Origin of the sequence: Actinophytocola xinjiangensis, assembly GCF_001921215.1 — a bacterium.
GTDB classification, from domain to species: Bacteria; Actinomycetota; Actinomycetes; order Mycobacteriales; family Pseudonocardiaceae; genus Actinophytocola; species Actinophytocola xinjiangensis.
The window spans coordinates 1-11733 of record NZ_MSIF01000012.1 but is presented as its reverse complement, the minus strand read 5'-3'; the positions used below and the strand labels follow the sequence as shown (position 1 = coordinate 11733).

Here is an 11733-nt window from a genome sequence, read left to right as displayed (position 1 = left end):
TGTCCTCCATGAGTCGTTCGGCTGCCGACCCTACTGACCGCTCGGCACGCCTCTGCGCTCCACCAGCGGCAGCGAGCGGAGCTGGCGCTCCAGATGCCACTGGAGCAGGGCGGCGATCAGTCCGCTGCCCTCCCGGCGGGCCACCGGGGTGGACGCCTCGGCGACGTCCCAGGTGCCGTGGGCCAGCGCGTCCATCAGGGCGAGGGTGTCCCTGGCGGGGACCGCCGAGCCCGGCGGGCGGCAGCGTGGGCAGACCGAGCCGCCGGCCTGGATGGAGAACGACTGGTGGGGGCCCGGCTCGTTGCAGCGGGCGCACTCGCGGACGGCGGGCGCCCAACCGGCGATGGCCATGGCCCGCAGCAGGAAGGCGTCGAGCACCAGGGAGGCGTCGCGCTGCCCGTCGGCCAGGGACCGCAGGGCCCCGGTGACCAGCAGGTACAGCCGCAGGACCGGTTCCCCCTCCTCGGCGGAGAGGCGGTCGGTGGTCTCCAGGATCGCGCAGCCGGCGGTGTAGCGCTGGTAGTCGGTGATGATGCCGGCGCCGAACGCGTCGAGGGTCTGGACCTGGGTGATGATGTCGAGCGTGCGGCCGGTGTAGAACTGCACGTCGACGTGCGCGAACGGCTCCACCCGCGCGCCGAAGCGGGAGGTCATGCGGCGCACCCCCTTGGCGACCGCGCGCACCTTGCCGTGCTTGCGGGTGACGAGGGTGATGATCCGGTCGGCCTCACCGAGCTTCTGTACGCGCAGCACCACACCGGTGTCGCGGTAGAGGCTCACCCGGGCATCGTCTCATCCTGGTCCGACGGTGTCGCCGGCGACACGGACGCGTCGGCGACCCGGTGGTGCCGGGATTCGGCGATGACGTGCAGCAGGGCGGCGACCCGCCGGTACGGGTCGGTCGTGCCGGCTCGTTCCTCGCAGTCCAGCAGCTCGGGCAGGTCGGGCGGGAGGGCGGCGTCGTCGGGGGCTGTGTCGGTGAAGACGCGCACGCCGTACCAGGCCACGACGGACAGGCCGACGGTGTCCAGCCGTGCGGTCAGGTCGGCGAGCCGGTCGGCGCGGGCCGTGACCCCGAGGCGGTTGTCGTAGGCCGTGGTGTCGAAGGCTCTGGCGGCGGTGGCCCAGTCGCCGGCCAGGCCGGGCCGTAGCGCGAGCGCGTCACCGTTGCGCACCAACAGGGACACCATTCCCCCGGGTGCGACCGCGCCCGCGACAGCCGCCAGTACCGGGCCGGGGTCGGCGAGGTACATGAGCACGCCGTGGCAGAGGACGGCGTCGAAGGAGCCGGACGCCCCGGTCGCGTCGCCGTGCACGAGCCGGACGCGTTCCCGCACGTCAGCGGGCTCGTCCGCGAGATCCCGCGCGAAGTCGCCCAGCAGGGTCGGCGACGCGTCCAGCCCGGTCACCCGGTGGCCGCCGCGCGCCAGCCGCAGCGCCTGCGTGCCCTGCCCGCAGCCGACGTCGAGGATGTGCGCCGAGGACGGCAGGTGAGCCGCGAGCTGTCGGGCGACGAGTTCCTGGCGGACGACCTGCCGCAGGGTGCCCAGCCGGTCGCGCCACCGCCGCTCGCCGGCGGCGAACACTCAGAACCCCAGTCGGCGCAACTGTTTCGGGTCGCGCTGCCAGTCCTTGGCGACCTTGACGTGCAGGTGCAGGTAGATCTTGCTGCCCAGCAGCGCGGCGATCTGGCGTCGGGCGGTGGCGCCGACCTCACGCAGCCGTTCACCCTTGTGCCCGAGCACGATGCCTTTCTGGCTGTCCCGCTCGACGTAGAGGTTGGCGTAGATGTCGAGCAGGTCGTCCCGGTCGGCGCGGGGCACGATCTCCTCGACGGTCACCGCGATGGAGTGCGGCAGTTCGTCCCGCACGCCTTCGAGGGCGGCCTCGCGGATCAGCTCGGCGATGAGCGTGGCCTCCGGTTCGTCGGTGAGTTCGCCGTCCGGGTAGAGCTGCGGGCCTTCCGGCAGGCGGGCGACCAGGACGTCGGCCAACGCGTCGACCTGGAAGTTGTCCACCGCGGACACCGGGATCAGGTCGGCGAACTCCATGACGTCCTGCAGGGCGACGAGCTGGTCGGCGACCTGCTGGCGGGTGGCGAGATCGGTCTTGGTGACCACTCCGACGACGGGCGTGTGCCGGGAGAGCTTGACCAGTTCGGTGGCGATGAACCGGTCCCCCGGCCCGATCTTCTCGTTGGCCGGCACACAGAAACCGATGACGTCCACTTCGGACCACGTCGACCGCACGACGTCGTTGAGCCGTTGGCCGAGCAGGGTGCGCGGCCGGTGCAGGCCGGGTGTGTCGACGAGGATCAGCTGGGCGTCCTCGCGGGCGACGATGCCACGGATGGCGTGCCGCGTGGTCTGTGGCTTGCTGGAGGTGATGGCGACCTTGGAGCCGACCAACGCGTTGGTGAGGGTGGACTTCCCAGTGTTGGGGCGCCCGACGAAGCAGGCGAAGCCAGAGCGGTGGGGAACGTCCGGTGTGGTCATCGGGACATTGTCGCCCGTGTTCAGCGCACCGCGCCCGACGGGTCCGCGTGCAGCACCGGGGCGTCGGCGCTGAGGTCGGCGACCGCGGCGACCGAGGCCGGGTCGAGTGCCGGCTCGGCGGTGACCACGACCGCCGCCTCGAGCCCGTCGACCCCCGACGAGACCGCCGCGGCGACGGCGGCCTGGAGCGCGGTCAACGACAGTGACGGAAGCGAAACCGTTGCGGCAACGTAGGTTCGGCCGTCCAGGTCGCGCACGGCCGCGCCTTCCGAGGCGCCGGTCCGCGCCCGCGCCGACCGGGCCAGGGTGATCAGCTTGGCGTCCTCGGGGTCGAGCTCAGGCACGCTCCGCGCTCCTCTCGTCGTCGTTCCGCGCCGGTTCGTCGGTGGGCAGACACCGCACGACGACCGAGGTGATCCGCATCCGGCCGCGGCTGTCCTTGCCGCCTTCGGCCCGCATGCGTAAACCGGAGATCTCGGCCTCCGTGCCGGGCAGCGGCACCCGGCCGAGGCGCTGGGCGAGCAGACCGCCGACGGTTTCCACGTCGTGGTCACCGAGTTCGATGCCGAACAGTTCGCCGAGGTCCTCGACCGGCAACCGCGAGCTGACCCGGACCGATCCGTCTTCGAGATGGTCGATCGGCGGCCGGTCCTCGGTGTCGGACTCGTCGGTGATCTCGCCGACGATCTCCTCGAGGATGTCCTCGATCGTCAGCAGCCCGGCCGTTCCGCCGTACTCGTCGACCGCGATCGCCATGTGGTTGCGGGACAGCTGCATCTCGCGCAGCAGGTCGTCGAGCCGTTTGGTGTCCGGGACGAACGTGGCCTCGCCCATGAGGTCGCCGACCGTACGCCGGGAGTCCGGCGCTTCCATCGCCGCCTTGACCAGGTCTTTCAGGTTGACCACACCGACGATTTCGTCGACCGACTCGCCGATCACCGGCAGCCGGGTGTATCCGGTGCGCAGCGAGAGCGCGAGCGCCTGCCGGACCGACTTGGCCTGCTCGATCCACACCATCTCGGTGCGCGGCACCATGACCTCACGGGCGATCGTGCCGCGTAGTTCGAAGACGGAGTGGATCATCTCCCGCTCGCCCTCGTCGACGACCCCGCTCTCCTGGGCCATGTCGACCAGTTCACGCAGTTCGACCTCGGAGGAGAACGGTCCCTCGCGGAAGCCGCGGCCGGGCGTGATCGCGTTACCGACGACGATCAGGAACCGGGACAGCGGCCCCAGCACCGATCCCAGGGCACGCACCGGACCGGCCGCGATCAGCCCCACCGCGTAGGGGTGCTGCCGGCCGAGTGTCCTGGGCCCGACACCGACCAGCACGTAGGACACCACGAGCATCCCGACCGCCGCCACCAGGCCGGACAGCCAGCCACGTTCGATCAGCTGCATGCAGGCCACGGTGACCAGGACGGTCGCCGCGAGTTCGCAGCTCAGGCGCAGCAGGAGCAGCAGGTTGATGTGCCGGGGCCGGTCGGACACCACCGCGATCAGCTGCTTGGCGCCGGCCCGCCCGCTGCGCACCAGACCCTCGACCCTGGCTCTGGAGACCGCGGACAGCGCGGCGTCCGCACACGCGAACATGCCAGCGGCCACCACGAGCAGTACTGCGATCACCAGTAGGCCGGCCGTGTCTGACACCGATTCCCCCGCGGTTACTGGGCCGGTTCGTCCGGCTGTTTGGGTGGCTCCGGTGCTGTCAGCCCGACAGCGCCGAGCAGTTTGTCGTCCTCACGCCGCTGAGCCGCGCGCCGCTGGGCGGCGGCCCGTTCGGTCTTGAAGTCGGCCAGGATCCGCTTCTGCAGCGTGAACATCTCGCGTTCCTCGGCCGGCTCGGCGTGGTCGTAGCCGAGCAGGTGCAGGACGCCGTGGACGGTGAGCAGGTGCAGCTCGTCCATCAGGCTGTGGCCGGCCTTGTGCGCCTGGTCGCGGGCGAAGGCGGGGCACAGGACCAGGTCGCCGAGCAGGGTCGGCCCCGGGTCGGGCGCGTCCGGCCGACGGGCGGAGTCGAGTTCGTCCATGGGGAAGGCCATGACGTCGGTCGGCCCCGGCAGGTCGAGGTAGCGCTCGTGCAGGTCGGCCATCACGTCGAGGCCGACGAGCATCACCGACAGTTCCGCGAGCCGGCTGACCCGCATCCGGTCGAGCGCGAACCGCGCTGCCGCGACGATGGACGGCTCGTCGACCGCCACCCCCGACTCGTTGGCGATCTCGATGCTCACGACAGGTCCTCGCCGGCTCGGTGGTGTCGTACACGGTCGCCGGGTGACGGTGTTGTGTTCGCAGGCTCACTCACGAGTCTCAACGCCCCCGTCGGGCCTGCCCACGGGGACCCTGCTGACGCACGTTCTCCTGGGCGTCCTGGGCGGCCTGCCACTTGTCGTAGGCGTCCACGATGTCGCCGACCAGCCTGTGCCGCACCACGTCGTGGCTGCTCAGCACCGAGAAGTGCACGTCGTCGACCCCGTTGAGGATGCCCTGCACGACCCGAAGGCCGCTTTTCTGCCCGCCGGGAAGGTCGACCTGGGTGACGTCACCCGTGACGACGATCTTGGAACCGAACCCCAGGCGGGTCAGGAACATCTTCATCTGCTCGGGCGAGGTGTTCTGCGCCTCGTCGAGGATGATGAAGGCGTCGTTGAGCGTGCGGCCTCTCATGTAGGCGAGCGGCGCGACCTCGATGGTGCCGGCCTGCATCAACCGGGGAATCGACTCGGGGTCGACCATGTCGTGCAGCGCGTCGTACAGCGGGCGCAGGTACGGGTCGATCTTCTCGTAGAGCGTGCCCGGCAGGAACCCGAGCCGCTCCCCCGCCTCGACTGCGGGCCGGGTGAGGATGATCCGGTTGACCTGCTTGGCCTGCAGCGCCTGCACGGCCTTGGCCATGGCCAGGTAGGTCTTGCCGGTGCCGGCCGGCCCGATGCAGAACACGACCGTGTGCTGGTCGATCGCGTCGACGTACTTCTTCTGGTTCAGCGTCTTCGGCCGGATGGTGCGCCCACGCCGGGAGACGATGTCCAGGCTGAGCACCTCGGCGGGCGACTCGGCCGCCCCGGCCGAGAGCATCGCGACCGTGCGGCGCACGGCGTCCGGCCCGAGCGGCTGTCCCTTGCCGGCGAGCGTGACCAGCTCGGCGAACACCCGCTCGGCGAAGGCCACATCGGCCGACTCACCGCTCAGGGTCACCTCGTTGCCACGGACGTGGATGTCGGCGTCGAGCAGTTCCTCGGCGACCCTCAGGTTCTCGTCCCGGGAGCCGAGCAAAGCCAGCACCGCCTGATCCGGGACGACGAATCTGGACTGGGCCGCCGAGTCGAGGGTGCCGGCCTTCGCCGGGTTGGTGGTTGACTGCGCAGAAGTCTGGGGCTCGCTGCCCCGTGCGGTACCGGTCACGTGCTCTCGGTCCTGCCTTCTGCGCGCGCTGCGCCAACTCGTCGGTGTGTGTTGTCAGCAATGCTAGTCGCAGGGACCCGCATCCCGCATCGACGTTGTTGCTCGTCAGCCCGCCGGGCGGCCGAACAGGCCCAGCTGTTCACCGCCGAGGACGTGCAGGTGGGCGTGGAACACGGTACGACCGGCGTGTTCACCGGTGTTGAAGACGAGGCGGTACCCGGCCTCGTCCATGCCTTCCAGCCTGGCCACCTTCGCCGCGGTGGCGACGACGTCGGCGAGCAGCTGGGGGTCGGCCACCCCGAGAGCGGCGGCGTCCTCGTGGTGCGCCTTCGGTACGACCAGGACATGCACCTTGGCCTGCGGGTTGATGTCCCGGAAGGCCAGGGTCGTCCCGGTCTCGTGCACCGTGGTGGCGGGGATGTCTCCCGCGACGATCTTGCAGAACAGGCAGTCCGACATGCCGTGCAGGCTAATCGGTCGGCTCCCCCTCGTCGGCCGCCGGGAGATCGTCCCGGTCCGCCCACTCGAGGAGCCGCTCGAGTGAGTAGACGGCCTCGTCGATGCCTTCGTGCAGGTCACCGAGCGTGGCGTACCGGTCGGGCACGGTGGCGATGGTGAACTCACGGGGATCGACATCGGCCAGTTCGTCCCACCTGATCGGGGTCGACACCCGGGCCTCCGGTACACCGATCACCGAGTAGGCACTCCGGATCGTGTGATCGCGCGTGTTCTGGTTGTAGTCGACGAAGACGGTGCTGGGATCCCGGTCCTTGCGCCACCAGGTCAGGTCGACCAGGTCGTCAGCCCGCCGCTCGACCTCCTTGGCGAACGCGTGGGCCGCCCGGCGCACATCCCCGAACCCCCACCTCGGTTCGATCCGGACGTAGACGTGAAGACCTTTCCCGCCCGAGGTCTTCGGCCACCCGACGGCGCCGATGTCGTCAAGTACGTCCTTGACGACCACCGCCACCTGGCGAACCCGGTCGAAGGAACAGTCGGGCATCGGGTCGAGGTCGATGCGCCACTCGTCGGGTTTCTCGGTGTCCGCGCGACGCGAGTTCCAGGGATGAAACTCCACACAGGACATTTGGGTGGCCCACACGACGCTCGCCAACTCGGTCACGCACAACTCGTAGGCGTGCCGCCCGTACCGGGGAAAGTCGACGCGCACCGTCTCGACCCACGGCGGTGCCCCTCGCGGCAACCGCTTCTGGTGCACCTTCTCCCCGTCGACGCCGTCGGGAAAACGATGCATCATGCACGGTCGTTCACGAAGCGCACGCACGATGCCGTCGCCGACGGACAGGTAATAGCGCGCGAGATCGAGTTTCGTCTCACCCCGCGCGGAGAAGTAGACCCGGTCCGGGTTACTGATCCGCACGACACGGTCACCGACCTCAAGCTCCTCATAGGGAGTCGACTTACCCGCCACGAAGGCAAAGGTAGTGGCCACAGCCGTCAGTCGTGCAATGAAACCGAGTGACGGTCGGTGTTTCCTGAGGGGAAGGATGCCGCGTTGCGGTGAAGCCTGGGGGTCGCTCCACCGCAACGCGGCGCCGCCGGACCGAGGGGGGAGGTGTCCGGCGGTAGTCGCACGCTCAGCAAGAGGAAATCAAAACCCCCATGCCTTGCACTGCAAAGCGTAGACCGTCGTGCACGCTCAGCGCCAGCGTCGAGTGAGTACTCCTAGCACAGCTATAGCGGCGGCTCCAGCGGTCGACGTGCGCAGCACTGTCGGCCCCAGCCTCGCTACCTGCGCTCCTGCCGCCGCCAGAGCGTCGGACTCGCCATCGGAAATACCTCCCTCCGGCCCAACGACGATGATCAGGTCGCCGTCGTCGGGCAACGGGAGGTCGATGAGTCCTGTCGTGGCCCTGGAGTCGAGCACCACCGCACCCGCCGCCTCGGAGACCAGCGAGGCCAACGCGGTCGTGTTCACCGCAGCGGTGACCTCCGGAACCCAGGTACGGCGTGACTGTTTGGCGGCCTCACGCACCGTGCTTCGCCACCGCGCCAACGCCTTCTCACCACGAGGACCGTCGTCCCACTTCGCCACGCTGCGCGACGCCTGCCACGGCACGATCGCGTCGACTCCGCACTCGGTGGCCAGCTCCACCGCGAGTTCGCCGCGATCGCCCTTCACCAGCGCCTGGACCAGCACCACGCGCGGCGCGGGTGCCGGATCCTGCCAACGCCTGGACACTGTCAGTGACAGCGCTGTCTTTCCCTCGACCGACTCGACCACGCACGCCGCCGCACCGCCCTTCCCGTCGGCGATCACCAGCGGTTCACCTGGCCCGAGCCGGCGCACGGCCGCCGCGTGCCGCCCCTCCGACCCGTCGAGCAGGTAGGACGACCCGGCGGGCAACTCGGGAACGAGGAAAACCGGGGCGGTCAACGGTGCCGTGCGCGCAGCCGCGAGAAGATCCCCCCGGCCCGACCGTTGGTGGACGCGACCACGTGCTCCTCCTCGCCGCGCAGGTTGGCGAGTTCCCTGAGCAGTTCGGTCTGTTTGGCGTCGAGCTTGCCCGGAATGTCGACCTCGACATGTACGTGCAGGTCACCCCGGCCGTCGACCCGTCCCGACGACCGCAACCTGGGCAGGCCCTGACCGGTCAGCACCAGCTCCGTGTTCGGCTGGGTGCCGGCCTCCAGCTCCAGGTCGACCGTGCCGTCGAGGGTGTCCATCGGCAGCACCGAACCGAGGGCGGCGGTGGTCATGGGTATGCGGATGGTGCAGTGCAGGTCGGCACCGTTGCGCTCGAAGGTGGGATGCGGCCGCTCCACGACCTCGACGTACAGGTCACCGGCCGGCCCGCCACCAGGGCCGACCTCACCCTGACCGGACAGCCGGACCCGCATGCCGTCGGCCACCCCGGGCGGCACCTTCGCGGTGATCGTGCGCCGGGCCCGGACCCGACCGTCACCGCCACACTGCCGGCACGGATCGGGAATGACCTCGCCGATCCCCCGACACACCGGACAGGCACGCGCGGTGACGACCTGGCCGAGGAAGGACCGCTGAACCGACTGGATCTCGCCCCGGCCGGCACAGGTGTCACAGACCTGCGGCGAGGTGCCCTCGGCGCAGCCCGAGCCACGGCAGACGTCGCACAGCACCGCGGTGTCGACCGTCAGCTCCCGGCTGACCCCGGTGTTGCACTCCTCCAGCGTCAGCTCGATCCTGATCAGCGCGTCCGAGCCGGGCTGGACACGGCTTCGCGGCCCGCGTCCCCCGCCGGCCCCTCCTCCGCCGAAGAACGCGTCCATGATGTCGCCGAGGCCGAACCCGGCGAACGGATCACGGCCCCCACCACCACCGTTGCCCAGCGGATCGCCGCCCATGTCGACGATCTTGCGCTTCTGTGGATCGGAGAGGACCTCGTAGGCCGCTGTCACCTCGCGGAACTTCTCCTGCGCCGCCTCGTCCGGGTTGACGTCCGGATGCAGCTCGCGCGCAAGCTTGCGATAGGCACGCTTGATCTCCTCGGATGTCGCGTCCTGCCGCACCCCGAGAGTGCCGTAGTAGTCCCTCGCCACCGTTGTCCCGTCCTTCAGCCCAGGTGCGCCCCGCACCTGGGGTTCGCATGAATCCCTGCGTTCGTTTCCGGTCGGGCGTCAACGCCCGGCCAGGATGTCTCCCACATAGTTGGCAACGGCCCGCACCGCCGCGATAGTGCCCGGATAGTCCATCCGCGTTGGGCCGACCACACCCATCCCACCCAGCAGCGTCTCGTGCGGGCCGTAGCCGATGGACACGACGGAGGTGCTCCGCATCTCCATCGCCTCGTTCTCCTCCCCGATCCGCACCGTGACCATGCCGGGCGAACCGGCCGCCGCGAACAGCTTGAGGACGACGACCTGCTCCTCGAGCGCCTCGAGGACCTGCCGCAACGAGCCGGGGAAGTCGGCCGCGTTGCGGGTCAGGTTGGCCGTTCCGCCGAGCACCAGTCGCTCCTCCGGATGCTCGACCAGCGACTCCACCAGCACAGTCGCGACGCGGGTCATCGCGTCACGCAGTTCCGACGGCGCCTCCTCGATCAGATCGGCGACCTTGGCCGCCGCCTCGGTGACCCGGTGGTCCACCAGGGCCGAGTTCAGCATCGCGCGCAGTCTCCCGACGGAGTCGTCGGTGACGACGTCGCCGAGGTCGATCATCCGCTGGTCGACCCGACCGTTGTCCGTGATCAGCACCAGCATCACGCGGGCGGGAGTGAGCTGGACGAGTTCGATGTGACGGACCAGCGAGTGGGTCAACGTGGGGTACTGGATGATCGCCACCTGCCGCGTGAGCTGCGCGAGCATGCGCACACTCCGCCGCAGGACGTCGTCGAGGTCGATCGCACCGTCGAGGAACGAACGGATCGCTCGTCGTTCCGCGCCGGAGAGCGGCTTGACCTCGGACAACCGGTCGACGAACAGCCGGTAACCCTTGTCCGTGGGAATGCGCCCCGCACTCGTGTGCGGCTGCGCGATGTAACCGTCCTCCTCGAGAGAGGCCATGTCGTTACGCACGGTCGCGCTCGAGACCCCCAGGTTGTGCCGATCGACGATCGCCTTCGACGCCACCGGCTCCTGGTTGGAAACGTAGTCCGCAACTATCGCACGCAGCACGGCGAAGCGCCGCTCGTCCGTGCTCGCCAATCTGTCACCTCCCGTCCTCACCACAAGTTTACGGAGTTGCGAACGGCCCTCGGTCGAACCGGTGCCGAACGGATGTCCACCAGGACCGGACCTCACTGTTGAGTTGTCAAGCTGCGTGTCGACGAACGCCGTTCGTCTGTCGAATACCGTTCTACTTGCGAACACCGTTCGTGTCAAGTACGGTGTTCGCAGAAAGGTTGAGAAGGAGGTGATGACCATGACCTGGCCCCGAGGTGAGGAGCGGCCCGTACGCCGTGTACTCAGCCAGGACCTGATCGTCGACACGGCGCTCTCACTGCTGAGCGAGGAAGGGCTCGACGCGGTCAGCATGCGGCGTGTGGCACAGGCGCTCGGTACCGGCGCCGCGTCCCTGTACGCACATGTGAGCAACAAGGACGAGCTACGGGAACTGATGCTCGACCGATTACTCGGCCGCGTTCCGCTCCCCGAGCCCGAGCCGGATCGATGGCAGGAACAGATCAGGGAGATCGCACGCAAGCAGCTTGAGGTACTCACGGCCTACCCGGGCATCGCCAGAGTGGCGATGGAGACCACCGGGCCGACCGGACCGAACGCGCTGTTGCTCGCGGAGGGCGTGATCGCCGTCCTCCTCGGCGGCGGTCTGTCCCGGATCGAAGCAGCGCTGTCGTACGAGTTGCTCAGCCAGTGGGTGGCGGCGTTCGCCATGGAAGCCGGCGCCACCCACACCATCGAGATTCGTGACGAGATCGAGAGGAAAGGAGCTCAGATTCGCCACTACATGAGATCGAGGAAGGCATCGTTTCCCAACTTGCTCGGTCTCGACTCACTGCTCGAATCGACCTCGCTCATCGAACGGTACGAGTTCGGGTTGAACGTGTTCCTGACAGGGCTTCCTGAACATCATCAGGAGCCGAAAGGAGCTGACGCCGGGTCCCCACCGGTAACGCGCACGAGCCCTCGAAGCGGCGGGCCGGCAACGGATTCAGCAACGACACACTGCGGCGACAACGGGGAGGGAGGACAGGTATGAACGGATCGGACAGGTAGCGCCCGCCACAGCAGCGGAGCAGGCTCGGGACCTGTCAACGGCGGATGGATGGTGCCCATCGGGACCGATGCGCGCAGCCAGACGACGGGCTGGCGGGCTGGCGGGCTGGCGGGCTGGCGGGCTGGCGGGCTGGCGGGCTGGCGGGCTGGCGGGCTGGCGGGC

Annotated in this window: 13 protein-coding genes; 1 reads left to right on the top strand and 12 read right to left on the bottom strand. The window is 69.3% G+C overall.

Annotated elements, in window-relative coordinates; translation table 11 throughout:
* Window positions 1-30 precede the first annotated feature (30 nt).
* The 12 genes from recO to hrcA all read right to left on the bottom strand — a co-directional run bounded on the left by recO (window position 31) and on the right by hrcA (window position 10541).
* Window positions 31-780 carry a DNA repair protein RecO gene (gene recO / locus BLA60_RS23010; protein WP_075135054.1) on the bottom strand — a complete coding sequence of 250 codons (750 nt, stop codon included), beginning with the start codon at window positions 778-780 and terminating at the stop codon, window positions 31-33.
* Complete coding sequence (locus BLA60_RS23005; RefSeq protein WP_075135053.1) at window positions 777-1586, bottom strand: class I SAM-dependent methyltransferase; 810 nt, start codon at window positions 1584-1586, stop codon at window positions 777-779. The genes recO and BLA60_RS23005 overlap by 4 nt, the downstream gene beginning before the upstream one ends.
* Entirely contained in the window at window positions 1587-2495 is a 909-nt protein-coding gene (gene era / locus BLA60_RS23000; protein WP_075135052.1) for a GTPase Era, read from the bottom strand. It abuts the gene before it with no gap.
* 20 nt (window positions 2496-2515) lie between these two features.
* Window positions 2516-2839 (bottom strand): cytidine deaminase, encoded by a 324-nt coding sequence (locus BLA60_RS22995; RefSeq protein WP_075135051.1) that lies wholly within the window; start codon window positions 2837-2839, stop codon window positions 2516-2518.
* The gene (locus BLA60_RS22990; protein WP_075135050.1) at window positions 2832-4145 is read right to left on the bottom strand and encodes a hemolysin family protein; all 1314 of its coding nucleotides are present in this window, start codon (window positions 4143-4145) and stop codon (window positions 2832-2834) included. The genes BLA60_RS22995 and BLA60_RS22990 overlap by 8 nt, the downstream gene beginning before the upstream one ends.
* 14 nt (window positions 4146-4159) lie before the next feature.
* Window positions 4160-4726 carry an rRNA maturation RNase YbeY gene (gene ybeY, locus BLA60_RS22985; RefSeq protein WP_075135049.1) on the bottom strand — a complete coding sequence of 189 codons (567 nt, stop codon included), beginning with the start codon at window positions 4724-4726 and terminating at the stop codon, window positions 4160-4162.
* 79 nt (window positions 4727-4805) lie between these two features.
* Complete coding sequence (locus BLA60_RS22980; protein WP_084735198.1) at window positions 4806-5897, bottom strand: PhoH family protein; 1092 nt, start codon at window positions 5895-5897, stop codon at window positions 4806-4808.
* Window positions 5898-6002: 105 nt separating this feature from the next.
* Complete coding sequence (locus BLA60_RS22975; protein ID WP_075135048.1) at window positions 6003-6356, bottom strand: histidine triad nucleotide-binding protein; 354 nt, start codon at window positions 6354-6356, stop codon at window positions 6003-6005.
* A gap of 10 nt (window positions 6357-6366) precedes the next feature.
* Window positions 6367-7329, bottom strand: coding sequence for a DNA polymerase domain-containing protein (locus tag BLA60_RS22970; protein ID WP_075135047.1), 963 nt, complete (start codon window positions 7327-7329; stop codon window positions 6367-6369).
* Window positions 7330-7557: 228 nt separating this feature from the next.
* Window positions 7558-8295, bottom strand: a complete 738-nt coding sequence (locus tag BLA60_RS22965; RefSeq protein ID WP_075135046.1) for a 16S rRNA (uracil(1498)-N(3))-methyltransferase — start codon at window positions 8293-8295, stop codon at window positions 7558-7560.
* A complete protein-coding gene (gene dnaJ / locus BLA60_RS22960) occupies window positions 8292-9437 on the bottom strand; it encodes a molecular chaperone DnaJ (protein ID WP_075135045.1) in 1146 nt (381 codons plus the stop codon). The genes BLA60_RS22965 and dnaJ overlap by 4 nt, the downstream gene beginning before the upstream one ends.
* Before the next feature lie 78 nt (window positions 9438-9515).
* Window positions 9516-10541, bottom strand: coding sequence for a heat-inducible transcriptional repressor HrcA (hrcA, locus tag BLA60_RS22955; RefSeq protein ID WP_075135044.1), 1026 nt, complete (start codon window positions 10539-10541; stop codon window positions 9516-9518).
* Between the two features lie 211 nt (window positions 10542-10752).
* On the opposite strand from hrcA, the gene BLA60_RS22950 reads away from it, so the two are divergent.
* A complete protein-coding gene (locus BLA60_RS22950) occupies window positions 10753-11553 on the top strand; it encodes a TetR/AcrR family transcriptional regulator (RefSeq protein WP_075135043.1) in 801 nt (266 codons plus the stop codon).
* The last annotated feature ends 180 nt before the right edge of the window (window positions 11554-11733 follow it).